The sequence below is a fragment of the Sphingomonas jeddahensis genome (assembly GCF_001981525.1).
GTDB classification, from domain to species: domain Bacteria; phylum Pseudomonadota; class Alphaproteobacteria; order Sphingomonadales; family Sphingomonadaceae; genus Sphingomonas; species Sphingomonas jeddahensis.
Window position 1 is genome coordinate 91371 of sequence record NZ_MPSB01000001.1, and the last position, 26625, is coordinate 117995.

Below are 26625 nucleotides of genomic sequence, written 5' to 3' on the forward strand. Positions count from 1 at the left end.
TAAGATGAACGGCCGTTTCCTCCTGTTGGCGCTCGCCGCAGCCACTGCGCTGTCGGGCTGCAACCTGGCGCCCAAGTACGTTCGCCCTGTCGGCGCCGCGCCGGCGACCCTGCCCGAGGGCGGAGTCTATCCTCGCGCCGCCACCGATGCGCCGGACATCACTCAGATCGGCTGGCGCGATTTCTTCCTTGATCCGCGGCTCCAGCAGGTGATCGAGACCGGGCTCGCCAACAACCGCGATCTCCGCATCGCGGCCGGCAACGTGCTTCAGGCCCGTGCGCAATATCGTGTGCAACGCGCGAACCTGGTGCCGTCCACGACGATATCGGGCTCGGGCACCTATACCAACAACGTCTTCGGTGCCGCAGGCGCTGCGGGCGGTGGCGGTCTAGGGGGCGGGACTGGCACGGGTGGCACGGGTATTGGAGGCACCGGATCGGGGGCAGGTGGCGGCTCCGGGGGTGGCACGGGGGTTGGCGGCGGCGCCGGGATCGGCGGCGCTTCATCCAATCTCGAATTCTATTCGGTGAACGCCGGCTTCTCGCAATTCGAGCTCGATCTTTTCGGCCGCGTGCGCAACCTGTCCCGTGCCGCGCTGGAGCAATATTTCGCCTCGGAGGAGGCGCAGCGCACCGCACGCATCAGCCTCATTGCGGAGATCGCCACCGCCTGGCTGACCATGGCATCGGACCAGGAACAGCTCCGCATCAGCCGCGAGACGCTGAAGGCGTTCGAACAGTCGTTGGAACTGACGCGTGCGCAGTTCCGGATCGGCGTCGCGTCCGAACTGGAGGCGCGCCAGGCGGAGACCAATTATCACGCCGCGCGCAACGACATCGCGGCTCTGCAGACGCAGGTGGCGCGGGATCAGAACGCGCTCGATCTGCTCGCCGGCACCACGATCCCGGCGGAGCAACTGCCGGCGGAACTGGGCGCAATGGCAGTCACCCGCGACGCGCTGCCCGGCGATCTTTCGTCGGAGGTGCTTCTGCGCCGCCCGGATGTGCTCCGGGCCGAGCATCAGTTGATCGCCGAAAACGCCAATATCGGCGCAGCGCGCGCCGCCTTCTTCCCACGCATCTCGCTAACGGCGACGATTGGCACCATCTCGACCGCGCTGTCGGGCCTTTTCGCGGGTGGCAGCTTCACCTACAATGCCGCGCCTTCGATCGGGCTGCCGTTGTTCGACGGCGGGCGCAATGCGGCCAATCTCGATTATGCCAAGGCATCGCAGCAGGTGGCGGTCGCCACTTATGAGCGTGCCGTGCAAACCGCGTTCCGTGAAGTGTCCGACGCACTCGCGCAGCGCGGCACGATCGATGAGCAAGTGGCGGCACAGACCGCACGAGCCGAGGCGGCTAGTGTGGCGGCACGTCTGTCCGATGCGCGCTATCGCGCGGGCGTGGATTCATTCCTGGTGGCGCTTGATGCCCAGCGTACTGCTTATGCGGCGCAACAGCAGTTGGTGACCACACGCTTGGCGCGCGGCAATAATCTTGTTGAACTCTATCGTTCGCTCGGCGGCGGACTAAACTGAGGCTATTGCAAGACGGATCATTTCGCTTACTCTCCCGTTCTTAGGAAGAGGAGAGAGCCAATGACGCCACAAGAGCGCGCGGGCGACGAATCACTGGTGATCTTGCAGAGCCTGCTCTGCTTGCTTCGCGAGAAGAACGTGTTGACCCGCGCCGACATCGAAACACTTTGTGAGCGCGTCGCGATGCGCGCCAGTCAGGCCGAACGCGATCCGATTCCCTGCTGCGCCGAAGCGGCGCGCACTGCGGCAGAGGAAATGGCGAAGATCGCCGGCTATATCGGCCCGCATTATGGCGGAAAGCATCGCCGCGCCTGATCATGTCTGACGCTGACGGCGCTTGCCTGCGAACCTTATCGCGGGCAGCGCGTTGGCGATGCCGATGAAGCTATTCCATGTCAGCGACGTGCATTTCGGGGCGGAAGATCCGAAGGCACTCGGTTGGTTCGCGCAATGTGTCGCGGACGAGAAGCCCGACGCAGTCATCATGACCGGCGATCTGACGATGCGTGCCAGGCGTCGCGAGTTCGACGCCGGCGGCAAGTGGCTCCGCTCGCTGGGCGTGCCGGTGACGATCGAGGTCGGCAACCACGATATTCCATATTACTGGGATCCGCTGCGGCGGCTGTTCAGCCCCTACAAGCGCTATGGCGCGGCCGAGCGGATGATCGAGAAGACGCTCGATTTGCCCGGCATCTCTATCGTTCCGCTGAAGACGACCGCGCGCGCGCAATGGCGCTGGAACTGGTCCAAAGGTTACGTGAGCCGTGGCGCGCTGCGAGACGCGTTGGAACTGGTCGCGGCCGCGCCTCGCGGCAATCTGATCTTCGTCGCCGGCCATCATCCGCTGATCGAAGGCGGCACCAAGGGAACGGCCAAGACGCGAAACGGCGATGCGGCGCTCGCGGCGCTGGCCGACGCCGGAGTTCATGCCGTCCTCTCAGGACACGTCCATGATCCGTTCGACAGGCCGGTGCGGTGCGGTGACTGGACGGTGCGGATGATCGGTGCCGGCACCCTGTCCAAGCGTTTGCGCGCATCACCACCGGCGTTCAACGAGATCCGCATCCACGGTGCGCGATTCGAGACACTGGCGCGCACACTCTCGCCGGAACCGAAGCATCCTATCAGCGCGACGTCCAACGCCGGCGACACCTACTGACCGGCATGCTGGCCGCGGACAGCCCGCTCAGCCGACCGGATAGGGCGTGAGGGTCGCGCGGTTCTCGTCTGCGGCGACGGGGCGGCCGATCATGGGAAAGGCGCGTTGCGGGCAGGCGGTGCGCTCGCACACCTTGCAGCCGACGCCGATCGGGGTGGCGGCGCGAGGGTCGGTGAGGTCGAAGCCGCGCGAATAGACGAGGCGGTGCGCGTGGCGGATGTCGCAGCCGAGCGCGATGGCGAAGGTCTTGCCCGGTTCGCCGAACGCGCCGGCGGTGCGGCGAACGGTGCGCGCGACCCACAGATAGGTGCGGCCGTCGGGCATCTGCGCGACCTGGCGGAGCACGCGGCCGGGCTGGACGAAGGCTTCGTACACTTTCCACAAGGGGCAGCTGCCGCCGACGCGCGAGAAGTGGAAATCGGTGGCCGACTGACGCTTGGAGATGTTGCCGGCCCGATCGACGCGGATGAAGAAGAAGGGGACGCCGCGCGCCTCGGGGCGCTGGAGGGTGGAGAGGCGGTGACAGATCGTCTCGAACCCGACGCCGAAGTGACGGCCGAGCTTTTCAATGTCGTACGCCTGCGCCTCTGCCTCGGCGAGGAAATCGGCGTAGGGGAGGAGGAGCGCGCCGGCGAAGTAATTGGCGAGACCGATGCGGGCTAGACGGCGCGCCTCGGGGCCGGTGAGGATCGGGTCGTCAGCCAGGCGGTCGATGAGGTCGCCGAGTTCAAGGAAGGCGAGCTGGGTCGCCATCTGAAACGCCTGCTGGCCAGCGCGCAGATCGGGCGAGATGTGCAGCGTCCGGGTAGCGGGGTCGTACCGGCGCTGGACGGCGCCGGGCTCCGACAGCGCCACGGTGATGCCGTGGCGGTCCTGGAGGCGCGCGATCAGGCCGGCGTGCACCCGGCGCGGGCCGAAGCGGGCTTCGCGGTACAGCGCTTCGGCGGCTTGATCGAGCGGTTCGATATGGTTGTAATTGGCGTAGAACAGTTCGCGAACCTGCTCGAACGGCATGCGCGTGCCGCCGCCCTCGATCCACTGGTCGCCGAGTTGCGCGGCCATCGCTTCGTTGCGTTCGGTGAGGTCGCGCTGGCGGCGGTGGAGCGCGATCAGCGTGCGCGCGACCGCGGGCATGTTGGTGGCAAGTTCGCGGATCTCGGCCAGCGCGATCGGCTCGGGTGCTTCGGTCAGGCTGTCGCGCAGGTCGGTGATTAGGCGGGCTTCCTCGTCCTCCGAGAAAAGCTGGACGTCGATGCCGAAGACCTGGTTGATCTTGAGCAGGACGGGAACGGTGAGCGGGCGCTGGTTCTGCTCGATCTGGTTGAGGTAGCTGGTGGAGATGCCGAGTGCCTGGGCGAGCTCGACCTGTTTCAGGCGGCGTTCTTCGCGGAGGCGGCGCAGGCGCACGCCCATGAAGGTTTTCCGCATTCCTTCGCTTCCTTCGCTTTCGGGTAGACGTGGAAGAGATAGAGGTTTGCGGATGTTGCGGAAAGTGCCGCGCTCGTCATGCCGGCACAAGGCCGGCATGACGTTGGGGCGATGCCAGCGCTAGCTACTTGCGTCATCCCGGACTTGATCCGGGATCCATGCCGCCGCGTACACTTCGGCGTCAGCGTTCGCGGAACCTTGGACTCCGGCTCAGGGCCGGGGTGACGGTGTTTGCAGGTCAGGCGTTGGGCATCACGGGGACGATCGTCTTGATGATGCTGGCGTCGAGCTCTTCGAAATCGTGCAGGCCGATCACGTCATACAGTTCCTGGCGGGTCTGCATGCGATCGACGTATTTGTGGGTGCCGCCGTTTTCCTTGATCGAAGCGTAAAGTTCGGCCTGCGCCTTGTTGGCAACGCGCAGTGAGGAGACCGGCCAGATCACCATTTTGTAGCCCATCTCCTCGAACTCGGTCGCGGTGTAGAAGGGGGTCTTGCCGAATTCGGTCATGTTGGCGAGCAGCGGCACGTTCGGCACCGCCTTCGCGAACTTCTCGAACATCTCGCGTGTGTTCAATGCTTCGGGGAAGATCGCGTCGGCGCCGGCGTCGACATACATCTTGGCGCGATCGACCGCGGCGTCGAAGCCCTCGACACCCGCGGCGTCGGTGCGGGCGACGATGACGATGTCGCGCGCCGCCTTCTTCGCGGCGGCGACCTTGGTGGCCATGTCCATCGCCGACACGAGGTTCTTGCCGTTCAGGTGGCCGCACTTCTTGGGCAGGATCTGGTCCTCGAGATGAACCGCGCCGGCGCCCGCGTCCTCGAAGGTGCGGACCATGTGCATGACATTGAGCGCCTCGCCATAGCCGGTGTCGCCGTCGACCAGCAGCGGGAGACCCGACGAGCGAGTGATCTGGCGGATGAAGAAGGCAACTTCATCGACGGTGATGATGCCGAGATCGGGCAGGCCCATCGATGCAGTCATCGCCGCGCCCGACAGGTACAGGCCGTCGAACCCGGCATTGCGCGCCTGGATCGCCGCTTGGCCGTTATGCGCGCCCGGAAGCTGAAAGATGCCCGGCCGCTCCAGCCCCGCACGGAAGCGCTTGCCGGCGGATTCGGTCGGGAGGTCGGAGGCGAGGAGGTAGGGCATTGTCATTCCTTGTGTATTCGGGCGTCTGGCTTGGCGCGCCTTAGCATGTGCAGCATGGCGCGGCCAATCTTGTGACGGCCGCGCCTGTAGTCCCTCGATGCGGGACCGAGCTTACTTCCGCTCGGCCAGCGGCACCCACTTGAGGTCTTCGGGGCCGGTGTAGTTCGCGCTCGGGCGGATGATCTTGTTGTCTTCGCGCTGCTCGATGACGTGCGCGGCCCAGCCGCTGGTGCGGGCGATCACGAACAAGGGCGTGAACATCGCGGTGGGGACGCCCATCATGTGGTAGGAGACGGCCGAGAACCAATCGAGGTTCGGGAACATCTTCTTCACGTCCATCATCACCGCTTCGAGGCGGTCGGCGATGTCGTACATCTTGGTCGAGCCGGCCTCATCCGACAGCTTCTTGGCGACGCGCTTGATGACGACGTTACGCGGATCGCTGATCGTATAGACCGGGTGGCCGAAGCCGATGATGACTTCCTTGGCTTCCATCCGGCGGCGGATGTCGGCCTCGGCATCGTCGGGGTTCTGGTAGCGCTTCTGGATCTCGAACGCGACTTCGTTGGCGCCGCCGTGCTTGGGGCCGCGCAGCGCGCCGATCGCGCCGGTGATGCACGAATGCATGTCGGAGCCCGTGCCGGCGATTACGCGGGCGGTGAAGGTCGAGGCGTTGAACTCATGCTCGGCATAGAGGATCAGCGAGGTGTGCATCGCCTGCACCCAGCTCTCGCTCGGCGCTTCGCCATGGAGCAGGTGGAGGAAGTGGCCGCCGATCGACTCGTCGTCGGTCTCGACCTCGATCTCCACGCCGTTGTTCGACAGGTGATACCAATAGAGCAGCATCGAGCCGAGGCTGGCCATCAGCCGGTCGGCGATGTCGCGCGCGGCTGGGGTGTTGTGATCGTCCTTCTCCGGCAGCGCGCAGCCGAGGGCGGAGACGCCGGTGCGCATCACGTCCATCGGGTGGGCAGCGGCGGGGAGCGCGGCAAGCGCTTCCTTCACGGCGATGGGGAGGCCGCGGAGTGCCTTGAGCTTGGCCTTGTACGCCTTGAGCTCGGCGGCATTGGGGAGCCAGCCGTGGACGAGGAGGTGGGCGATTTCCTCGAACTCCGCGCCTTCGGCGAAATCGAGGATGTCATAGCCGCGATAGTGCAGGTCGTTGCCGGTGCGGCCGACGGTGCACAGCGCAGTGTTGCCAGCCGTGACGCCCGACAGGGCGACGGACTTCTTCGGCTTGAAGGTGGGAGCGGTGGCGGTGTCGGTCATGCTCTTTCGGTCCTCTTTCTTCTGTTCCGGTCACCCTGTGGCGGGCGTGTTACAAGCGCTACCGTTTGGGACACGTGCTTCGGACAGGCTCAGCACGAACGGAGCTGGTTAGAAGCTTCCTTCCGGCACGCGGACGTGGCCTTCCATCAGGATGCGGGCGCTTCGGCTCATGATCGCCTTGGTGACGGTCCATTGGCCATCGACTTGGCGAGCCTCGGCGCCGACACGCAGCGTGCCCGAGGGGTGGCCGAAGCGGACCGACTGGCGCTCGCCGCCACCCGCCGCCTGGTTGACGAGCGTGCCGGGGACGGCCGCCGCCGTGGCGATGGCCACCGAAGCGGTGCCCATCATCGCGTGGTGGAGCTTGCCCATCGACATGGCGCGAACGAGCAAATCGATGTCGTCACCCTTCACGATCTTGCCGCTCGATGACGGGTAATCGGTCGGCGGAGCGACAAAGGCGATCTTGGGGGTGTGCTGGCGCTTGGCGGCTTCCTCGGGCGACTTGATGAGGCCCATCTTGATCGCGCCGATCGTGCGTAGTGCCTCGAAGCGGCGGAGCGTGTCGGGATTGGTGTTGATCGTCTCGCGCAGCTCAGTGCCGGTGAAGCCGATATCGGCGGCGTTCACGAAGATCGTCGGGATGCCCGCGGTGATCATCGTCGCCTTGAGCTTGCCGCCGGGCACGATTTCTTCCGGCACATCCAGTTCGTCGACGAGATTGCCGGTGGGGAACATCGATCCACCCTCGTCGCCGTCGTCGGCGGGATCGACGAATTCGAGGACGATCTCGGCCGCCGGGAAGGTGACGCCATCGAGTTCGAAGTCACCGGTTTCCTGCACTTCACCGTTGGCAACGGGGACATGGGCGATGATCGTCTTGCCAATGTTCGCCTGCCAGATGCGGACGGTGCAGACGCCGTTCTCGGCACGGTTCGCATCGACATAGCCGGCATGGATCGCGAAGGCGCCCGCACCGGTGGAGAGATTGCCGCAATTACCCGACCAGTCGACGAAATCGGTATCGATCGAGACCTGGCCGTAGAGATAGTCGACGTCGTGATCGGGCTGGGTGCTGGGCGAGATGATCACGCACTTGCTGGTGCTTGAGGTCGCCCCGCCCATGCCGTCGATCTGCGCGGCATAGGGGTCGGGGCTGCCGATGACTCGCTGGAAGAGCTTGTCGCGGGCGGTGCCGGGGGTGCGGGCGGATTCGGGGAGGTCTTCGAGGCGGAAGAATACGCCCTTGCTGGTGCCGCCGCGCATGTAGGTGGCGGGGATGCGGGTCTGGCCGGTCATTATGCGGCTGCCGCTTCCGAGGCGAGGAAGTCCTGGGCGAAGCGCTGGAGAACGCCGCCGGCTTCGTAGATCAGCGATTCCTCGGCGGTGTCGAGGCGGCAGGTGACGGGTACTTCCTCCGTCGTGCCATCCTTGCGGCGGATGATCAGCGTGAGGTCCGCACGCGGGCGGCGGTCGCCGATCACGTCATAGGTTTCGGTGCCGTCGAGGCCGAGCGTCAGCCGGGTGGTGCCCGGCTTGAACTCGCACGGCAGCACGCCCATGCCGATCAGGTTGGTGCGGTGGATGCGCTCGAAGCCCTCCGCGACGATCGCCTCGACGCCGGCGAGGCGGACGCCCTTGGCGGCCCAGTCACGCGAGGAGCCCTGGCCGTAATCGGCGCCGGCGATGATGATCAGCGGCTGCTTGCGCTGCGCATAGGTCTCCATCGCTTCCCACATGCGCATGACGGTGCCGTCGGGCTCGACGCGGGCGAGGCTGCCGCGCTTCACCTGGCCGTCGACCACCGCCATCTCGTTGACGAGCTGCGGATTTGCGAAGGTGGCGCGCATCGCGGTGAGGTGATCGCCACGGTGGGTGGCGTAGGAGTTAAAGTCCTCCTCTGGCACGCCCATCTTCGTCAGGTATTCGCCCGCCGCGGAGCTGGCGAGGATCGCGTTGGACGGGGACAGGTGATCGGTCGTGATGTTGTCCGGCAGGATCGCGAGCGGGCGCATGTCCTTGAGCGTGCGCGGATGCGCCGCCAGCGCGCCGACGCCCTGCGTGTCCCAATAAGGCGGGCGGCGGATGTAGGTCGACATCGGGCGCCAGTCGTAGAGCGGGCTGATCTTGTCCGCCGAACGGGCGCGCGCGCCGAACATCGGCTCGTAGACCTTGCGGAACTGCTCCGGCTTCACATGCGCGGCGACGATCGCGTCGATCTCCTCGTCGGTCGGCCACAGATCCTTGAGGCGGATCTCCTTGCCGTCGACCACACCGAGCACGTCCCGTTCGATGTCGAAGCGGATCGTGCCGGCGATCGCATAGGCCACCACCAGCGGCGGCGAGGCAAGGAACGCCTGTTTGGCATAGGGGTGGATTCGGCCGTCGAAGTTGCGGTTACCCGAGAGAACGGCGGTGGCGTAGAGATCGCGGTCGATGATCTCCTGCTGGATCTTGGGATCGAGCGCGCCCGACATGCCATTGCAGGTGGTGCAGGCAAAGGCGACGATGCCGAAGCCGAGCTTTTCGAGCTCGGGCAGCAGGCCGGCCTCCTCGAGATAGAGGCGGGCGACGATCGAGCCGGGGGCGAAGCTGGACTTGACCCAAGGCTTGCGGACGAGGCCGAGCGCGTTGGCCTTCTTGGCGACGAGACCGGCGGCGACGACGTTGCGCGGGTTCGACGTGTTGGTGCAGCTGGTGATCGCGGCGATGATCACCGCGCCGTCGGGGAGCAGTCCCTCGCGCTCCTGCGCCTGCGCCTTGTCGAGATCGACGGCGATGCCGGTCTCTTCCAGCGCCGAGGTCGGCAGGCGGCGGTGCGGGTTGGACGGGCCGGCGAGGTTGCGGACGACGGTGGAGAGGTCGAATTCGAGCACGCGCTCGTACTCGGCGGTCTTGAGCGCGTCGGCCCACAGGCCGGTGTGCTTGGCGTAGGTCTCGACCAGCTTGACCTGATCGGTTTCGCGGCCGGTGAGCAGGAGATAGTCGATCGTCTGCTGGTCGATGTAGAACATCGACGCGGTGGCGCCATATTCGGGGCACATGTTGGAGATGGTCGCGCGGTCGCCGATCGTCAGGCTGTCCGCGCCCTCGCCGAAGAACTCGAGCCAGGCGCCGACCACGCGCTCCTTGCGGAGGAATTCGGTGATCGCGAGGACGATGTCGGTGGCGGTGATGCCGGGCTGGCGCTTGCCGGTGAGGCGGACGCCGACGATGTCCGGCAGGCGCATCATCGAGGCGCGGCCGAGCATCACCGTCTCGGCCTCAAGCCCGCCGACGCCGATCGCGATCACACCGAGCGCGTCGACGTGCGGCGTGTGGCTGTCGGTGCCGACGCAGGTGTCGGGGAAAGCGACGCCGTCCCGTAGCTGGATAACGGGCGACATCTTCTCCAGGTTGATCTGGTGCATGATGCCGTTGCCGGCGGGGATCACGTCGACGTTCTGGAACGCCTCCTTGGTCCATTCGATGAAGTGGAAGCGATCCTCGTTACGACGATCCTCAATCGCGCGGTTTTTCTCGAAGGCATTCGGATCGAAGCCGCCATGCTCGACCGCGAGGCTGTGGTCGACGATCAGCTGGGTGGGGACGACCGGGTTGACCTTGGCGGGGTCGCCGCCCTGGTCGGCGATGGCGTCGCGCAGGCCGGCGAGATCGACGAGCGCGGTCTGGCCGAGGATGTCGTGGCAGACGACGCGGGCGGGATACCAGGGGAAGTCGAGATCGCGCTTGCGCTCGACGATCTGGGTCAGCGCGTCGGTGAGAAGCGCGGGATCGCAGCGACGAACGAGCTGTTCGGCCAACACGCGCGACACGTAGGGCAGGCCGTCATAGGCGCCGGGGCGGATCGCCTCGATCGCCTCGCGGGTGTCGAAATAGTCGACCTGGGTGCCGGGGAGCTGCTTGCGGTGGGCGCGGTTCATGGCTGGGACTCTTGTTTGGCGCCGCGCACCGGACGGAGACTCTCCCGTGTGCGCGTCGCTTCGTACGATCACGGGTTACCATTTGTGCATTATCCGCAACGGCGCAACCCGTGGCGGCGGTTTAAAGGGCGAAGATCGGCGGATGCCGCTGGGGTGAGGCTGCGAAGTTTGCGAATGTTGATGCTCGCTACTCCGTTACGGAGCGGTCATCCCGGACTTGATCCGGGATCGATCGTGCCGCGTACGCAGGTGCGTCAGTGTACGCGGGACCTTGGGTCCCGGATCAAGTCCGGATGACGGGGGATGGGTGGTGAGTGCTGCGGCTCAAACGCCTGTGAACGCCGGGCGTTTTGCTATATGGCGGGCGCTATGACCAAGCCCGTTGTAACCGACATCGAACGCCCGATCCTGACGCCCCCCGATGGCCACAAGAAGGTGCTGCTGCACAGTTGCTGCGCGCCGTGTTCGGGAGAAGTGATGGAAGCGATGACGGCGAGCGGAATTGATTACACGATCTTCTTCTACAACCCGAACATCCACCCCAAGGAGGAATACATCCTTCGCAAGGAGGAGAATATCCGCTTTGCCGAAGCGCACAACGTGCCGTTCGTCGATGCCGATTACGACACGGTGAACTGGTTCAAGCGCGCCAAGGGAATGGAGCACGAGCCCGAGCGCGGCATCCGCTGCACCATGTGCTTCGACATGCGGTTTGAGCGGACGGCGCTTTATGCGCATGAGAACGGCTTTCCGGTGATCACCTCGTCACTCGGGATCTCGCGCTGGAAGGACATGAACCAGATCAACGGCAGCGGTGAGCGGGCAGCGTCGCATTACCCCGATCTCAGCTATTGGACGTTCAACTGGCGCAAGGGCGGCGGCGCGGCGCGGATGATCGACATTTCCAAGCGTGAGCAATTTTATCAGCAGGAATATTGCGGCTGCGTCTATTCGCTGCGCGACACCAATGCACATCGGGTGTCGCAGGGGCGGCCGGAGATCGAGATTGGCAAGCTGTTCTACGGGGTGGACGAGCCTTCAGCGTCAAACTGACATAAAGCCATAAAGATACCGTTATACCGCGGTTCGAGGCTCCCGGTGCGGGGCTAAGACGGGAGGCGGGTGGCGTGTCCGTGAGGGCCCGCAGTCCGGCGCCGCCTCTGCAACTGTAAGGGGAGCGGCGGCTTCATCTCGTGCCGCAAGCATGCCTGGCAGGCCCGGACCGTTTTGTTGATCCGTGACCAGGAGACCTGCCTTCGCCGCAACCGCGCTCCTTGTAAGGGGGTTCCTCCGGTGGATCGCGCCGGGCGCTGCGCGCCGCGACCTGGGAGCGACAGAAGGCATTGGGCATCGCAGTGATCCCCTCGAACGACCTTCCCCTCTCTCCTCCTGGGGAAGAGGAAGCGATCACCCCGGCGTGACGTCGAACCACACTGGTGACGCGCCAAGCACCTCCACCGCATCGTGCCGCGCGCCCGAAGCAAAGTGGATCGTGGCCCTGTCGAACTCGCCACCTAGTGCTACGGCAACCCGCAGCGCCTTTCTCTCATACCTCCTTTCGAAGGCGAGCAGCCGTGCGCTTTCTGGAGTGTGGATCTCGGCCGGTTCGTAGCTTCCGTGCTCAAACAGTGCGCGATGTTGGCGACGCAGGCCGAGTAGGTCGATGAGCAGCCGCATCTTGGGCGCTGGGACATCGAGAGCGGCCGCGCGGGCGGCATAATCAACCGGGCGGCGGTTGTCAGGGTCGACAAGGCTGAGATCCGCAAATTCCCGGCCCTGGTACAGGTCCGGCACCCCGGGCAGCGTGCAGCGAAGCGCAACCTGGATCAGGCTGTTGCGGTTCGCCGCGGAGGCGATCTCCGCCAGGAAGCCGTCGATAGCGCTTCGATAGGCGGGGTTGGCGATCAAGGCACGTGCGAGATCGTTGCAGCGGGCCTCGTACGCTTCGTCCGGCGCTTCCCATGACGAGCGCAGCTTGGCTTCCCGGAGTGCCTTAGTTTGCCAATCGGCGATGCGGTCGCTGAACTCTTCGGTGAGCCGATCCGGCCAGGCACCGAGGAGAGCCTGAAACAGCATGTAACGGTCGCCGCCATCGACATCCAATGAATGACTTGCCGCGATCTCTTCCCACCGGCTGACCACTTCGCGCCAACGGTCGGGTATGGCGCTGAGCACCGCCAGCCTGGCGCGGGAGTCCTCGCCGCGTTTGTGATCGTGGGTGGCGGTGGTAAGCATCGCGTGTGGCCAGTGCGTGGCGCGAGCTTGCATGCGTGCGTGGAAGGCCGCGGGGGCCAGCGCGAAAAGGCCGGCGTCAAAGCCGACGTCGTTACGGGAAAGCAAGCGACCGTGGCGGTAGAAAGCGGTGTCTTCCAATGCCTTGGCAGCGATCGGTGCCGAAAGCTGTTGAAAACGACGCGCTGCCTCGGCGCGTAGGCCGATGTCGCCGGAACCGGCACCGGCAAGCCAATCGAGCACCAGGTGAACGACCTCCTTCTCTCCGGGAGGTACGTGCGGCTCAACTCGTCGTCGTACCGTGTCCCGCACCGCTGCATCGCTGACGGGAGCGTCGGGGCCGTAGGTGCGATAGACCGGGAAAACCCACAGCAGTCGCTCCAAAGCTCGGCGGAGCATGGCGCGGGTGATGCCGTCGGAAGCGATCGCATGGAAGGCGTCAGTGCAGGCTTCAAGCTGACCGGTGAATTGCCATGCGAGGAGTTGCTGGCGGGCGAGCAGTTCTTCCGCTTCGAGGCCGACGGGGCGGTCACTGATCGCGTGCCATAGCTGGCCGAGCGGTTCGGCACCAGTCGGATCGTGGATTAGAGCGGAAACATCCTCCATGAAATCATAGCCGCTCGTGCCATTTACTGCCCATTCCTTCGACAGCTGCTCACCGGGGCCGAGAATCTTTTCGATGACGATCCATGCTTTGTCGCCGAGCCGGTCGCGGAGCTGGCGGCAATAGCCGAGCGGGTCAGTGAGGCCGTCGACATGATCGATCCGGACCCCGTCGATCAGCCCCTCGTCGTGGAGGCGGAAGTAGAGGCTGTGGGTGCGTTCGAAGACCTGCGGGTCCTCGATGCGGACGCCGGCGAGCTCGTTGATTGCGAAGAAGCGGCGCCAGTTGAGCTCGTCGTTAGCGGTGCGCCAGAGCGCGAGGCGGTAATGCTGGCGGCTGAGCAGGGCTTTGATTGGCTCCTTCTCCGGTGCTTGCTGGTCTTGGTCGCGGAGAGGGAAGCGCTTGTTACCATAAGCAGTTAGCCACCAACGTTCGTCCTGATGCTCAACCTTCAGAACGCCGTCTTCGATCGCTTGGGCGAGAGAGGTGCCGAGAACCGGCAGGACGATCGGCCTTGACCAGTCGATGTCGAAGACGTCGGCGTATCGGCTAGCCCGGCCGTGGCGCAGGATGTCGTTCCACCAGGGGTTCGTGTCGCCGGCGACGCCCATGTGGTTAGGAACGATGTCGATGATCATGCCCATGTCGCGCGCGCGCAAGGCATTGACGAGGCTGCGGAATCCTTCCTCGCCACCCAGCTCGGGATTGATGCGCGTGGGGTCGACCACGTCATAGCCATGGGTGGAGCCGGGCGCGGCGGTGGTGATGGGGGAGGCGTAGATGTGGCTGATGCCGAGTTGGTCTAGGTAGGGCACAATCGCCTCCGCATCGGCGAAGGTGAATTCCTTATGGAATTGAAGGCGATAGGTGGCGCGCGGGATCATCCAGGCCTCTTGGCGGTGAGTATGTGGGTACGCTGCGCGACGGCGGGGCGGGCGAGCAAAGCGGCTGTGTTGTCAGGCATGCGGCGCCGCCAGTTGGGGTGCTCGTCGACGGTGCCGGGGAGGTTAGGTTGTTCCTCAATGCCGAGCAGGTCTTCCAACGGGAAGATCGCGAGGGGAGCGGGGGAACCGGCCACGGCTTCGAGTACCTGATCGAGCGGTGGTTCTTCGGGTGCTGTTCCAGACACATCAAGTGCTTGCGCCAGGGAGTTGCGTTCCTTTGTACGCTCTTCAAGGTTGGCGGGTTGGCCGCTGATGGCGGCGCGCCATTCGACGTCGCGACCCTTCCACCAGCCGACGACGGTGGGGGTGTCGTGGGTGCCGGTCATTGCGACGGCATCGCTATCCCATTGAGCGGCGGAGACAAATCCGCCCTGTTTGTCTCGTTCGAAGGGGAGGACACGCATGCCGAGCATGCCGCGGCGGGAGAGGTCTTCGCGCAGGCCGGGGGGGACGGTGCCGAGATCCTCTGCAATGACGATCGCGCCCGCGCGACGTGCCTCTATTGCCACGATATTCTTGAGCGTTTCGCCGGGCATGTCGAGGTAGGCGCCGTCGGCGGCGGTGGCGTGGTCGGGAACGATCCAGAGGCGGTCGAGGCCGATGGCGTGATCGATGCGGAGGCCGCCGGCGTGGCGCAGGGCGGTGCGTATCGTGTTGATAAACGGGGCAAAGCCGCTGCGCGCGAGGGCGAAGGGATCGAGCGCGGAGATGCCCCAGTTCTGGCCGTCAGGGCCGAGCGGATCGGGGGGGGCGCCGATGGTAACGCCGGTGAGCAGATCCCGCGGGTCGCTCCAGCCGTGGCTGCCGCCGCGATCGGTGCCGACGGCGAGGTCGGCGATGAGGCCGATGGCCATATGCTCGCGGGCGGACTTCTGGGCGTTTGCAAGGCCTTGGTCGGCGAGCCATTGTAAGAATGTGAAGAAGGCGACGTCCTGCGCGTGCTCGGCGGCGAAGCGCTGAACGGCTGGGCTGGCGGGATCGCGCAATTCGGTGGGCCAGTGCGAGCCAGCGCGGACGTTCATGTGCCACTGGAGGGCGTCGAAGCGGGCGTGATCGATCAGCGGCGGGCCGTGCTGTGCTGCATAAGCAGAGACCGCGGCCTCGATTTCCGGTCCGGCGCTTTCGAAAGCGAAACGCAGGTGTTTCAAACGAAAGCGCTGGGCATCGGGCCAGTCGATGAGGTCGGGGGCGGGCTCCGTCGGGAACGGCATGCCGATCAGCGAAGGGTCGGCGAGGGCGACGTTGTGGAAGAGGCGAGAAGAGGGGGCGTAGGGGCTGAAGCGGGTCGGGTCGGCGGGGAAGAGGGCGTGGGTGGGGCTGATCGCGAGCGCGGTGGCGCCGGAGCGGCCGAAGGCGGCGGCGGCTTTGGCTAGGGTCGCGTAGCTGCCGTAGGCGGTGGGGTGATCGTCACGGAGCGAGGGGATCTGGATGGCGAGGCCCCAGCCGCGGCCGGGGGGCTGGGGGCAGCGCGCGGGCGCGACGGCGATCGTGTAGGATCGGCGGCCGAGCTGGAGGTGGTGGTAGCCGATCTGGGTGATCGTGTCCTGGCCGAGGGCGAGCGGGATTGCCGTGCCGTCTTCCAGCGTCAGGTCGGCGGTGCCGGTGGGGGCGCCGGGGAGGTGGACGGGTTCGCCGGCGGTGATCGACAGGAACGGGGTCTCGGGTGGGGTCAGGTCGAGGCAGGCGAGCAGGGCTTCGAGCACCGCGCCGTCGACGTGCTGGGGGCGGCCGGTGGCGTCGGTCCAGTCGCGCTTGAGGCCGGCGGCCGCCGCGGCGGCTTGGAGAGGGGTTACGCGATCCATGCGGCGAAGCGGTTGTCGGTGGTGAAAAGGGGTTCGCTCACCTTTCGTGCCTCGACTTCGCTCGGCACTAACGGAGGGGTGGGGAGCGGGGCCGGGGTGTCGGACAGGTCGACGACGATGGTGAGGGTCTTTCCGTCCGTTAGGCGCCAGCTGGCGGTTACCGCGGCGAGGCTGGTGGCCCGGGCGCCCAAGCTTTGGACTGACGTGTCGTCACCCCGGACTTGATCCGGGGTCCCGCTTACTGGCGCAGTTGGAGAGGAGAAGCGGGATCCCGGCTCGTGGCCGGGATGACGGGTGGGGTGGGCTTCCACTTCGGCTTTCCCGACTGGGCCCCGGCCTTCGCCGGGGTGCAGTTCGGGAGTGGTCGCGAGGCGGGGGGTGATGTGCTGGCGGCGGAGGCGGAGCAGGTTCTGGTAGAAGGTGCGCCAAGCCGGGGCTTCGGGGCCGGGGTGCGGGATCGAGGCGGTGAAGGTGTTTTCCGCATTGGGATCGGGGATCTGCTCGCGGGCGCTTTCGTCGGCGAAGGCGGCGAATTTGGCGAATTCCTTGCGGCGGCCGGTGCGAACGGCGTCCGCGAGCTCGTCGTGGAAATCGGTGAAGAACAGGAACGGGCTCTCGCTGCCTTCCTCGTCGCCCATGAAGAGGAGCGGGATCTGCGGCGCGAGAAGCAGCAGCGCGGTGGCGGCGCGGAGCTTGGCGGGATCGGTGAGGAGCGTCAGGCGCTCGCCCAGCGCACGGTTGCCGATCTGGTCGTGGTTCTGGAGGAAGCTGACGAAGCGCGTCGGTGGCAGGTGCGCGCTGGGAGTGCCGCGCGGCTTGCCTTCGTGATTGGGCGAGGGGTCGCCCTGGTAGATAAAACCTTCCGACAAGCAGCGGGCGAGGCGCTCGGCGGGCTTGTCGGCGAAGTCGCCGTAATAGGCGCTGGTTTCTCCGGTGAGGAGGACGTGGAGGACGTTGTGAAAATCGTCGTTCCATTGCGCGTCATAGGCGTCCGGGCGTAGACGGGCGGCGTCGTTGCTCTCGTTCTCCAGGACCAAGTGGGTGTGGCGGTCGGGGAGGGCGGCGCGGATTTCGGCGGCCATCGTGTCGAGGAACGTGGGGTTGTCGATCGCGTGGACGGCGTCGAAGCGCAGGCCGTCGAAGCGATAGTCCTTGAGCCACATCAGAGCGTTGTCGATGAAGAAGCGCGCGACCGGCGGCTCATCGACCGCGACCGCCCCGCCCCAGGGGGTGGCGACGTCGCGGTGAAAGAAGCGGTCGGCGTAGAGGCCGAGGTAGTTACCGTCGGGGCCGAAGTGATTGTACACCACGTCGAGGAAGACGCTGAGGCCGAGTTCGTGCGCGGCGTCGATGAGGGCGCGCAGTTCGTCGGGCGAGCCATAGGCCTCATGGATCGCGTAGGGGAGGACGCCGTCATAGCCCCACCCGCGGTTCCCGCCAAACGCGTTGATCGGCATGAGCTCGATCGCGGTGACGCCGAGTGCGGCAATTGACGGGAGGCGCTGGAGAACACCGCTGAAGCCGCCGAGGGTGCCGGCGTGAAGCTCCATGATGACCATTTCGTGCCATGGGCGCCCGCGCCAGTGGGGAGTGCGCCAATGGTAGGTATGGTCGGGGACGATGCTCCAGCCGTTCACGCCGCCGTGCTGACGGCGGGAGGCGGGATCGGGGACGGAGGTGTCGCCGATGTGGAAGCGGTAGCGGGTGCCGGCGCCGGCGGGGAGGGTGGTTTCCCACCAGCCGTTTTCAGTGGGGTTGAGGGGGCGGCGTGCTTCTTCCGCTGTTCCCCGGCGGAGGTCGGGGTCCAGTTGGGGGGCGTTTCGGGCTGCCTCGTGAGCTTTCCCGACTGGGCCCCGGCCTTCGCCGGGGAACAGGTTGCGGGGTGGGCCGTCGATCTCGATTGCCACCGCGTCCGCATCGGGTGCCCAGAGGCGGAAGCGGGTGGTGCCGTCCGTTAGCGGTTCGGGGCCCCAGGCGTTCAGGCTTCCCATGCGCTGGTCCAGCTGAGCAGCACCGCGCCTTGTGGGGCGACTTCATATTCGTTCTCGATGTCGACCTCGCCTTGGTCGGGCTTGGCGCTGTCGATCAGGACGGTGCGGCGGGTGTCGGGCTTGGGCAGGTGGAAGGTGATCGGTGCCTCGCTAGCGTTGAGGAGGAGCGAGACGGTTTCCACCTCGCCTGCCTCGGTGCGCATCGCGCGGCGCATCATCAGCGCGCGTCCTTCGGGGTTCTGCCAATCCTCGTCGCTCAGCCGCTCGCCGCGCTCGTCCCACCATTCGACGTCGTTGACACCGTGGCCGGGGGAATCCTGGCCGTAGAGGAAGGTCGGTGCGCGCAGCACGGCGAAGCGGCGGCGCAGTTCGGTCAAGCGGGCGGTGAAGTCGATCTGCTGCTGACCCTCCGGGCTGGCGGCGGCCTTCCAGTCGAGCCAGCTGATCTCGTTATCCTGGCAATAGGCATTGTTGTTGCCGCCCTGCGTACGGCCGAACTCGTCCCCGGCGACCAGCATCGGGGTGCCGAGCGACGCCAAAAGTGTGGTGAGCATGGAGCGCATGACGCGGCCGCGGGCGTCGTTGATCGCGGGATCGTCGGTGGGGCCTTCCGCGCCCCAGTTGCGCGAATGATTGTTATCGTGGCCGTCGCGATTGTCCTCGCCATTGGCCTCGTTGTGGCGTTCCTCATACATCACCGTGTCGGCGAGGGTGAAGCCGTCGTGCGCGACAAGGAAGTTGACGCTGGCCCAGGGGCGGCGGGCGCGACGGTCGAACAGGTCGCCCGAGCCGGACAGGCGCGCGGCAAGGTCACCGCGCTTGCCCGCGTCACCCTTCCAATAGCTGCGGACGGTGTCGCGGTATTTGTCGTTCCATTCGGCAAAGCCGGGCGGGAAGTTGCCGAGCTGATAGCCGCCGGGGCCGACGTCCCATGGCTCGGCGATCAGCTTGAGCTGGCTCAAGACGGGATCCTGGCGGACGACGTCGAAGAAGGCCGCGCCCGGGTCGAAGCCGGTTGCCTCGCGGCCGAGCGTCAGGCCGAGATCGAAACGGAAGCCGTCGATGCCGAAGCTGGTGGCCCAGTAGCGCAAGCTGTCCGCGACCATCTGGATCACGCGGGCCTTGCTCATGTTGAGCGTGTTGCCGGTGCCGGTGTCGTTGATCGTGTAGCGCGGATTATCGTGGACGAGGCGGTAGTAGCTGGCGTTGTCGAGGCCGCGCCACGATAGCGTCGGGCCCTTCTCCGAGCCTTCGCAGGTGTGGTTGTAAACCACGTCCATGATGACTTCGATGCCGGCGTTGTGGAGGCGGTGGACGGCGCGGCGAAGCTCGTCCTGATGCTGGCTGGCCATATAGGCCTGCTCTGGGGCGAAGAAGCCGAGCGTGTTATAGCCCCAGTAGTTGCGCAGGCCTTTTTCTTGCAGGAACCGGTCCTGGGTAAAGGCTTGGATCGGGAGCAACTCGATCGCGGTGACGCCGAGGCGCTGGAGGTGGCGGATAACCGCTGGGTGCCCGAGCGCGGCATAAGTGCCGCGTTCGCGCGCCGGCACCTCCTCCATCAGTTTGGTTAAGCCCTTGGTGTGCGCTTCATAAATGATCGTTTCGGACCAAGGGGTTTTGGGGCGCCGATCGCGCGACCAGTCCCAATGATCGTCAACCACCACGCTCTTGGGCATGGCGGGGGCGCTGTCGCGTTTGTCGAAGGAGAGATCCTCCCGGCGGTGGCCGATGCGATAGCCGTGTAGCGCGTCGGTCCATTTGATTTGGCCGTGCAGCTTGCGCGCGTAGGGATCGAGCAGCAGCTTGTTCGGATTGAAGCGGTGGCCGGCCTCAGGCTCGTAGCGGCCGTGTGCGCGATAGCCGTAGAGGAGACCCGGCTCGACGTCGGGCAGGTAGCCGTGAAACACCTCGTCGGTGCATTCGGGCAGCCAGAAGCGCTTGAGCTCGCGCTTGCCCGCAGGGTCGAACAGACACAACTCGATCGCGTCGGCGTTGGCGGAGAAGACGGCAAAGTTGACGCCAAGGCCGTCGAAGGTGGCGCCGAGCGGGTAAGGGGTGCCGGGCTGGAGCCGGTCGACGGAGAAGGGCACGGTTATTGGGCCTCGTGGTTGGCAGGTCGTGCAAGTCGTCAGGATGGTCTGGTTCCGGCATCCACCGTGCCGCGCCTCCTACGCCGTTGTGTGTGCGGCGCAGTGGACCCCGGCACTGGACCGGGGTGACGGATCGTTGGTGGAGCGGTTGCCGCCTGTCAGTTGCTGGTCTTAGTCCGAACCTTGCCGCGGGCGCCCTTTTTGGTCGGCGCGGCGGCTGCGGGCGGCTCGATGGCGCCTGATGCGCTCGCGACGCGCGTTTCGGGAGCGCCGCCGGCCGTCGACTCGGCGGCGGTCGTTTGCGGCGGGGCAGTTTGGAGCTGATCGCTGTCGGTCTGCGCAGCTTGTTCGTCCGCGGCACCGGTGTCCGCCGGCTCGCCGAAGGGCAGGTCCGCGCCGGCGTCGCTGATCAGCGCATCGCGATAGGCGGGTTCGTTGTCTGCAAGATCAGTGCTGACGTCATCGCCGGTGCCATGTTCCTGCTCAGCCTGGGCCCAATGCGCCTGTTCGCGACCCTCCGGCTGGCCCTCGTCCTGCCAGATCCTGTAGGCGCGTTCCCTGATCTTGTGTTCCCGCTCATCGGCCAAGTCGGTTCTCCCTCTTTGTGCGGGAGGAACGCGCGGGCGGCGAAATCGCCCCAGCGCACGGGAAATATTTGCCTAGCGCCGATAGGGGTTCTGAAGACCGGGCATCCAGCCGGCGGTCGCGCCCGCATCTGGTGTTCGGGCCGACGCCGGTCGCGGCGCCACGGCCGCCTTGGCCCGCGCGGCGTCCGGATCGATCGGCTCCGCGAATTCGATGCCGGCCGCGCCGTCACGCGCCCACACCACCGTGGCGCCGACGGCCTCAAGCGCGCCAACGGTGACCAGAACAGTGGCGCCGGGCCTGAGCCCCACCGCCTGATCGATGCGCATGCCGCCGGTCGAGAGATCGCGGACCCGATGCTTGCTAGGCGCGGTGCCGCCGAAACGTTGCACCGTGGCGCTCAGGAAGACGCTGTGGCGCGGCGCGCGCACAGTCGGTTCGCTGGTGGGCGGCGTATCAGGCGATAACGCTCCGGCCGAGGGGAGGTCCGGCTTCGACATGGCGCGCAAGTGGGATGTGCGTGCCGCGGACGCAACCATGTTTTTCTGTGACAGAATGCTTCTGCATTGTAACGTTATTACGTCCCAGCTAGGTAGTGGCGCTCCATCGTAGAAGGGTTACCCGTTGAAGACCTTTGCCTTTTTGCTGGCCGGCAGCGCGCTGGCGACGACGCCCGCCGCTGCGCAGACAACAGCCAGCCCCGTCGAAGGGTCAAGCGCCCCCACGCGCTCCGGCCATGTCGAGGCGGATCGCGACATCGTCATCACGGCCCCGTTCGTACGCGATCTCAACATTCTGGCGGGCAAATCTGTGGTGACCGGCGACGAACTGGTACGCGACATCCGGCCGCAGATCGGCGACACGCTGACGCGCCAGCCGGGCGTGTCGGCGACGTCGTTCGGCCCCGGTGCGTCGCGGCCCGTGCTGCGTGGTTTCCAAGGCGAGCGCGTGCGGGTGCTGACGGATGGGCTCGGTTCGCTCGACGTGTCGAACACCTCGACCGATCACGGCGTGACGATCGATCCGCTGACCGCCGAGCGGATCGAGGTGCTGCGCGGGCCGGCGGTGCTGCTGTTCGGAAGCCAGGCGATCGGTGGCGCGGTGAACGTGATTGACCGGCGGATCCCGCGTGGTGTGCCCGAGAATGGCTATCACGTCGACGCGATCGGCACCTATGGCTCGACCGCCGACGAGCGTAGCGGCGGGGCGGGCCTCGATGTTGCGCTGTCGAACCAAATTGTGGCGCATGTCGATGGCAGCTATCGCAAGAGCGACGACCTCGGGATCGGCGGCTATCAGCTGTCGCCGAGCTTCCGGCGCGAGCAGCTGGATATCGCGGCGGAGGAAGCCGAAGAGGGGCATGCCGATGAAGCCGCGGAGGCGACCGCGCGCGCCAACCAGCGCGGGCGGGTGCTGAACAGCGGCACCGAGACCTATACGTTGGGCGCCGGGCTGGCGGTGATCAACGACGGCGGGAGCCTGGGCTTTTCGGTCGGCTATTACGACAGCAATTATGGCGTGCCGGAGCGACCCGGCTCGGCGCATGCGCATGGCGAGGAGGACCATGACCATGACGATGACCACGAGGAGGGAGGTCACGATCACGGCGACGTGACGATCGCCATGAAGCAGTTTCGCGCGGACATGCGCGGCGAGCTGAACGTGGATGGCGGGCTTCTCGACAAGGTCCGCTTCCGCGCGGGCTTTGCCGATTACGAGCACACCGAGTTCGAGGGTGCCGAGGTCGGCACCGTGTTCAACTCGCAGGCGTTCGAGGGCCGGCTGGAACTGGTGCAAGCGGACCGCAGCGGCTGGCGCGGAGTGACAGGATTCCAGGGCTTTACGCGCGACTTCTCGGCAATCGGTGAAGAAGCGTTCGTGCCGCCAAACACCACCGACCAATACGGCCTGTTCACGTTGCAGGAAATCAACCGGGGCAATTGGGAGGTCGAATTCGCCGGCCGTTACGAGCACACCGACGTGCATTCCCGGAGCGTCCGGGTGGGGCTGGACGAGGATGTCGCGCCAATCGCCGTGAGCCGTGATTTCAATTCCCTCTCGGGCGCGCTTGGCCTGTCCTACGCGGTCGCGCCCGAGGTGAAGATCGGCATCAACGGATCGCGCGCGGTGCGTGCGCCTTCAGCGGAGGAATTGTTCTCCAATGGGCCACATATCGCGACACAGGCGTATGAGATTGGAAATCCGAACTTCAAGACCGAGAAGAGCTGGGGATTGGAGCTGTACGCGCGCGGACGGACAGGGCCGTTCCGTTTCCAGGTGAGCGGCTATGCGACCTGGTTCGACGATTACATCTTCGAGAATGCGACTGGCGCGGAGCGCGACGGTCTGCCGGTGTTCCAGTATTTCCAGGCGAGCGCACGCTATTATGGCGTGGAGGGCGAACTGACCGCCGAGTTGATCCGCAGCGGCGCGTTCGAACTCGATGGCAATTTGGTGGCCGATTACGTCAACGCCGAGCTGACGGGCGACCGCGGGCCGGTGCCGCGCATTCCGCCGCTGCGCGTGCTGGGCGGGCTGAGCGCGCGGATGGGCGATTTCGGCGCTCGGGCCGAGGTGGAACATGTGACGCCGCAGAACCGCGTGGCGGCGTTCGAGACGCGCACCGATGATTTCACGCTGGTCAACGGATCGGTATCGTTCAAGCCGTTCGGGCACGACAGCGAAACGACGCTGATCGTGTCGGCGAACAACATCTTCGACGTCGATGCACGGCGGCATGCGTCGTTCACCAAGGATTATGTGCCGCTTGCCGGGCGCGACATTCGTGTGGCGGCGCGGGTTAGTTTTTGAACTAACCCGTCACCCCGGCCTTGAGCCGGGGTCCCGCTATCTGGCCTGAGGCTAGAAGAAGAAGCGGGACCCCGGATCAAGTCCGGGGTGACGTAGCTATTTCGGCAAGCGTCGGCTTCATTTCGTTCGCCCTGAGCTTGTCGAAGCGTGCCGCATGCGGGATCGCGTGTGACACGTGCTTCGACAGGCTCAGCACGAACGGGCAGGGGTGGCGAGCCGGTCAGTCTTACAGGCAAGCCTCGAGGAACGCCTGGTCGAAGCCGAACTGCTTCGCCTTGTCGATCGTGTAAGGGCGAAGTCCCATGGCGCGGTATTCGCCGATGATCTTGCCGTCGGCGGTTTCGTCAAGATACTCGAACTTGAAGAGTTCCTGCGTGACGATCACCGGGCCTTCCATGCCAATCACTTCGGTGACGTTCGTCACGCGGCGCGAGCCGTCTCGCAGGCGCTTCACCTGGATGATCATGTCGACCGAGTCGGCGATCTGGCGGCTGATCGCTTCCTTGGGCACCTTGATGTCCGACATCATCACCATGTTCTCCATACGCGCCAGCGCCTCGCGCGGGGAGTTGGAGTGAAGCGTACACATCGAGCCGTCGTGGCCGGTGTTCATCGCCGAGAGCATGTCGAAACACTCGCTGCCACGAATTTCGCCCAGGATGATGCGGTCCGGGCGCATACGCAGCGCGTTCTTGACGAGATCGCGGATGCTGATTTCGCCCTGACCTTCGAGGTTCGCGGGACGCGTTTCGAGCGGGAGCCAATGCGGCTGCTGCAAGCGAAGTTCGGCGGCGTCCTCGATCGTCAGCACGCGCTCGCCCGGGTCGATCATCTTCGACAGCGCGTTGAGCATGGTGGTCTTGCCCGAGCCGGTGCCGCCCGAGATGACGATGTTGAAGCGGCAAGCGCCGGCGATCTTCAGCGCGGTCGCCATCTTCGGCGACATCGAGCCGAAGCCCGCCATCATGTCGAGCGTGATCGGCTTGGCCGAGAACTTACGGATCGAGATCGCCGTGCCCTTGAGGCTCAGCGGCGGCACGATGACGTTGACGCGGCTGCCGTCCTTCAGGCGCGCGTCGGCGAGTGGCGTGGTTTGGTCGACGCGGCGGCCGACCGAGTTGCAGATGCGCTGCGCGATCTGGAACAGATGCTCCTCGTCGCGGAACTGGATCTGCGCGAGCTGAAGCTTGCCCTTCTTTTCGATAAACGTCTGGTCGGGGCCGTTGACCATGATGTCGGAGATTTCCGGGTCGGCGAGCAGCTCCTCGAGTGGGCCAAGGCCGAGCAACTCGTCGACCAGCACCTTCTCAAGCGCGAACTGTTCGCGGCGGTTGAGGGTCAGCTTGAGCTCGGCGAGAACTTCTCCAATGATTGGTCGGAATTCCTCGGCAAGCTCGTCCTTGCCGAGCGTCGCGGCGGCTTCGGGATCGACGCGCTCCAGGAGGCGGGGAAGCACTTGTTCCTTGATCTTGTGGATCGAGGTCTCAAACCCCTCCATGCGGCTGCTGCCCGCCTCGCCGGACGCCGCCTGACGGTCGGCAAGGCGCTGCATGGCGTTCTGCTGCAGGACGGGCATGTTGCCACCGTGCTCGGGCGCGGCGAGTTCGCCGGGTAGCGGGAGCGTGTCGAGCGAGGGGAATTGCTCGCCGCCGGGCTCGGCGCGCGGCGAATTGTTGTCCGGCCGAGGGGCGCCGCCCTGCATGGGCCGCGCCACGCCGAAGCCGGGCCGTGCTGCCGTTCCCACACCATTTCTACGCCCGAACGCGTTCATGCCAAACAGTCCTGCTAGTCCTGGGGCCGAAGCGGTAAATGGGAAGGCTTTAGATTTGCCTAACCAATGGTGGGAGCTGCCGTCCTCCCTATGCGCAGCATGGAGAGGGGGACCGCCGCCGAAGGCGGGGGTGGAGGGGACTGTCACGAGGGGCAGCGTTCGTGGATTTCCCCTCCACCAGCTTCGCTGGTCTCCCTCCCCATCTGCGATGGGGAGGATGAGTTAGCGCTTCCGTTCCCGCTCAAGCAGCGTCTGCTTGCGCTCGGGGCCGTGGGCGTAGCCGCCGATCGTGCCATCGCTCTTCGTCACGCGGTGGCAGGGGATGAGGACGGGGACGTGATTGGCGCCGCAGGCTGTGCCGGCTGCGCGAACGGCGCCGGGGCGGCCGGCGAGCGCGGCGAGCTGGGCATAGGAGCGGGTTTCGCCGGGTGGGATGGTGCGCAAGGCCTGCCAGATCGCTTCCTGGAAGGCGGTGCCGCGAACGTCGAGGGGCAAATCATGGTTGCGATCGGGGGATTCCACCGCCGCGATTACCCGTGCTGCCAGGTCGGACAGGGCTTCGCCACCAGCGATGAGCTCGGCCGCGGGGAAGCAGGCGCGCAGGTTCGCGCCATCCTCCTCAAAGGCGAGGCGGCAGATGCCGCGGTCGGTGGCGGCGATCAGGAGCGGGCCTAAGCTGGTAGAGGCGATCGTCCAGCGGATCGTTACGCCGGCGCCGCCGCGGCTCCACGCGCTGGGGCTCATGCCGAGGCGCGGCGCTGCGTGTTCGTAGAAGCGGCTGGGAGCGGAATAGCCGCTGTCGTAGATCGCCTCCGTAACGGAAGCGCCATCGGCGAGCGCGGCGGCGGCGCGGTGGGCCTTGCGGGCGCGGGCGTAAGCGGCCGGGGTGATGCCGGTGGCGCGCTTGAACAAGCGGTGGAAATGATGGGGCGCGTAGCCGACGCGCGCCGCAAGCTGGTCGAGCGAAGGCGCTTCATCCGCGGTTTCGAGCAGGGCGATGGCGTCGGCGACAGCAGTGCGGTCGCGCCCGAGCTCATCGGGGCGGCAGCGCAGGCAAGCGCGATAGCCAGCAGCCAGCGCTTCGGCCGGGCCGGCGTGGAAGGAGACGTTCTCGCGGCGCGGATGGCGCGCGGGACAGCTCGGCTTGCAATAGATGCCGGTGGTGCGCACCGCGACGACGAAGCGGCCGTCTGCGGCGCGATCGCGCGCTTCGAAGGCGGCCCAGGCGGCGGCAGGATCGATGGCGGCGCGCGCTGCGGGGTCGATGGCGTCACTCATGGGCGTCATGTAGGACATGGCGTGGGCGCGGGCATCCCGTGGCTT

General features: G+C 66.1%; 18 protein-coding genes and 1 riboswitch. Of the genes, 5 read left to right on the forward strand and 13 right to left on the reverse strand.

The window, feature by feature from the left end; genetic code table 11:
- Nucleotides 1–4: 4 nt before the first annotated feature.
- The 3 genes from SPHI_RS00395 (at nt 5) to SPHI_RS00405 (ending at nt 2696) form a co-directional block, all read left to right on the forward strand.
- The gene (locus SPHI_RS00395) at nt 5–1537 is read left to right on the forward strand and encodes an efflux transporter outer membrane subunit (protein WP_076742924.1); all 1533 of its coding nucleotides are present in this window, start codon (nt 5–7) and stop codon (nt 1535–1537) included.
- A gap of 60 nt (nt 1538–1597) precedes the next feature.
- Nucleotides 1598–1852, forward strand: coding sequence for a hypothetical protein (locus SPHI_RS00400; RefSeq protein ID WP_076742925.1), 255 nt, complete (start codon nt 1598–1600; stop codon nt 1850–1852).
- A 64-nt stretch (nt 1853–1916) separates the two neighbouring features.
- Entirely contained in the window at nt 1917–2696 is a 780-nt protein-coding gene (locus SPHI_RS00405) for a metallophosphoesterase family protein (RefSeq protein WP_076742926.1), read from the forward strand.
- A gap of 27 nt (nt 2697–2723) precedes the next feature.
- Here SPHI_RS00405 and SPHI_RS00410 read toward each other — a convergent pair whose 3' ends face one another.
- The 5 genes from SPHI_RS00410 to acnD all read right to left on the reverse strand — a co-directional run bounded on the left by SPHI_RS00410 (nt 2724) and on the right by acnD (nt 10472).
- Nucleotides 2724–4124, reverse strand: coding sequence for a short-chain fatty acyl-CoA regulator family protein (locus tag SPHI_RS00410; RefSeq protein WP_076742927.1), 1401 nt, complete (start codon nt 4122–4124; stop codon nt 2724–2726).
- 238 nt (nt 4125–4362) lie between these two features.
- Nucleotides 4363–5280 carry a methylisocitrate lyase gene (gene prpB / locus SPHI_RS00415; protein WP_076742928.1) on the reverse strand — a complete coding sequence of 306 codons (918 nt, stop codon included), beginning with the start codon at nt 5278–5280 and terminating at the stop codon, nt 4363–4365.
- A gap of 111 nt (nt 5281–5391) precedes the next feature.
- Nucleotides 5392–6549, reverse strand: a complete 1158-nt coding sequence (gene prpC / locus SPHI_RS00420) for a bifunctional 2-methylcitrate synthase/citrate synthase (RefSeq protein ID WP_076742929.1) — start codon at nt 6547–6549, stop codon at nt 5392–5394.
- A gap of 108 nt (nt 6550–6657) precedes the next feature.
- The gene (prpF, locus tag SPHI_RS00425) at nt 6658–7848 is read right to left on the reverse strand and encodes a 2-methylaconitate cis-trans isomerase PrpF (RefSeq protein WP_076742930.1); all 1191 of its coding nucleotides are present in this window, start codon (nt 7846–7848) and stop codon (nt 6658–6660) included.
- On the reverse strand, nt 7848–10472 hold the full coding sequence (gene acnD / locus SPHI_RS00430; protein WP_076742931.1) for a Fe/S-dependent 2-methylisocitrate dehydratase AcnD: 2625 nt from the start codon (nt 10470–10472) through the stop codon (nt 7848–7850). The genes prpF and acnD overlap by 1 nt, the downstream gene beginning before the upstream one ends.
- Nucleotides 10473–10841: 369 nt before the next feature.
- On the opposite strand from acnD, the gene SPHI_RS00435 reads away from it, so the two are divergent.
- Nucleotides 10842–11525, forward strand: a complete 684-nt coding sequence (locus SPHI_RS00435; RefSeq protein WP_076742932.1) for an epoxyqueuosine reductase QueH — start codon at nt 10842–10844, stop codon at nt 11523–11525.
- Nucleotides 11526–11546: 21 nt separating this feature from the next.
- Nucleotides 11547–11741, forward strand: a riboswitch (cobalamin riboswitch).
- Nucleotides 11742–11879: 138 nt separating this feature from the next.
- Here the strand turns inward: SPHI_RS00435 and treY are convergent.
- The 6 genes from treY to SPHI_RS00470 form a co-directional block, all read right to left on the reverse strand.
- Complete coding sequence (gene treY, locus SPHI_RS00440; RefSeq protein ID WP_076742933.1) at nt 11880–14192, reverse strand: malto-oligosyltrehalose synthase; 2313 nt, start codon at nt 14190–14192, stop codon at nt 11880–11882.
- The gene (gene malQ / locus SPHI_RS00445) at nt 14189–15955 is read right to left on the reverse strand and encodes a 4-alpha-glucanotransferase (protein ID WP_233130562.1); all 1767 of its coding nucleotides are present in this window, start codon (nt 15953–15955) and stop codon (nt 14189–14191) included. Before malQ ends, treY begins: the two co-directional genes overlap by 4 nt.
- Nucleotides 15956–16041: 86 nt before the next feature.
- On the reverse strand, nt 16042–18045 hold the full coding sequence (treZ, locus tag SPHI_RS00455) for a malto-oligosyltrehalose trehalohydrolase (protein WP_096348698.1): 2004 nt from the start codon (nt 18043–18045) through the stop codon (nt 16042–16044).
- On the reverse strand, nt 18033–20135 hold the full coding sequence (gene glgX / locus SPHI_RS00460) for a glycogen debranching protein GlgX (RefSeq protein WP_233130563.1): 2103 nt from the start codon (nt 20133–20135) through the stop codon (nt 18033–18035). Before glgX ends, treZ begins: the two co-directional genes overlap by 13 nt.
- A gap of 158 nt (nt 20136–20293) precedes the next feature.
- On the reverse strand, nt 20294–20722 hold the full coding sequence (locus SPHI_RS00465) for a DUF2934 domain-containing protein (protein WP_076742936.1): 429 nt from the start codon (nt 20720–20722) through the stop codon (nt 20294–20296).
- A gap of 72 nt (nt 20723–20794) precedes the next feature.
- Nucleotides 20795–21220: a PilZ domain-containing protein gene (locus SPHI_RS00470; RefSeq protein ID WP_076742937.1), complete on the reverse strand. Its 426-nt coding sequence runs from the start codon at nt 21218–21220 to the stop codon at nt 20795–20797.
- Nucleotides 21221–21344: 124 nt separating this feature from the next.
- Here SPHI_RS00470 and SPHI_RS00475 point away from each other — a divergent pair, with 124 nt between their 5' ends.
- Nucleotides 21345–23531: a TonB-dependent receptor gene (locus SPHI_RS00475; protein ID WP_076742938.1), complete on the forward strand. Its 2187-nt coding sequence runs from the start codon at nt 21345–21347 to the stop codon at nt 23529–23531.
- Nucleotides 23532–23757: 226 nt separating this feature from the next.
- Here the strand turns inward: SPHI_RS00475 and SPHI_RS00480 are convergent, their stop codons facing one another.
- Nucleotides 23758–25302, reverse strand: coding sequence for a CpaF family protein (locus tag SPHI_RS00480; RefSeq protein WP_076742939.1), 1545 nt, complete (start codon nt 25300–25302; stop codon nt 23758–23760).
- 222 nt (nt 25303–25524) lie between these two features.
- Nucleotides 25525–26580 carry a bifunctional DNA-binding transcriptional regulator/O6-methylguanine-DNA methyltransferase Ada gene (gene ada, locus SPHI_RS00485; protein WP_076743212.1) on the reverse strand — a complete coding sequence of 352 codons (1056 nt, stop codon included), beginning with the start codon at nt 26578–26580 and terminating at the stop codon, nt 25525–25527.
- Nucleotides 26581–26625 lie beyond the last annotated feature (45 nt).

Coding starts and splice junctions, on each gene's coding strand:
- treZ (WP_096348698.1), bottom strand. CDS start 18,045: ATGGGAAGCCTGAACGCCTGGGGCCCCGAACCGCTAACGGACGGCACC.
- treY (WP_076742933.1), bottom strand. CDS start 14,192: ATGATCCCGCGCGCCACCTATCGCCTTCAATTCCATAAGGAATTCACC.
- ada (WP_076743212.1), bottom strand. CDS start 26,580: ATGAGTGACGCCATCGACCCCGCAGCGCGCGCCGCCATCGATCCTGCC.
- SPHI_RS00400 (WP_076742925.1), top strand. CDS start 1,598: ATGACGCCACAAGAGCGCGCGGGCGACGAATCACTGGTGATCTTGCAG.
- SPHI_RS00405 (WP_076742926.1), top strand. CDS start 1,917: ATGAAGCTATTCCATGTCAGCGACGTGCATTTCGGGGCGGAAGATCCG.
- SPHI_RS00435 (WP_076742932.1), top strand. CDS start 10,842: ATGACCAAGCCCGTTGTAACCGACATCGAACGCCCGATCCTGACGCCC.
- prpF (WP_076742930.1), bottom strand. CDS start 7,848: ATGACCGGCCAGACCCGCATCCCCGCCACCTACATGCGCGGCGGCACC.
- prpB (WP_076742928.1), bottom strand. CDS start 5,280: ATGCCCTACCTCCTCGCCTCCGACCTCCCGACCGAATCCGCCGGCAAG.
- SPHI_RS00410 (WP_076742927.1), bottom strand. CDS start 4,124: ATGCGGAAAACCTTCATGGGCGTGCGCCTGCGCCGCCTCCGCGAAGAA.
- SPHI_RS00470 (WP_076742937.1), bottom strand. CDS start 21,220: ATGTCGAAGCCGGACCTCCCCTCGGCCGGAGCGTTATCGCCTGATACG.
- SPHI_RS00480 (WP_076742939.1), bottom strand. CDS start 25,302: ATGAACGCGTTCGGGCGTAGAAATGGTGTGGGAACGGCAGCACGGCCC.
- SPHI_RS00395 (WP_076742924.1), top strand. CDS start 5: ATGAACGGCCGTTTCCTCCTGTTGGCGCTCGCCGCAGCCACTGCGCTG.
- acnD (WP_076742931.1), bottom strand. CDS start 10,472: ATGAACCGCGCCCACCGCAAGCAGCTCCCCGGCACCCAGGTCGACTAT.
- prpC (WP_076742929.1), bottom strand. CDS start 6,549: ATGACCGACACCGCCACCGCTCCCACCTTCAAGCCGAAGAAGTCCGTC.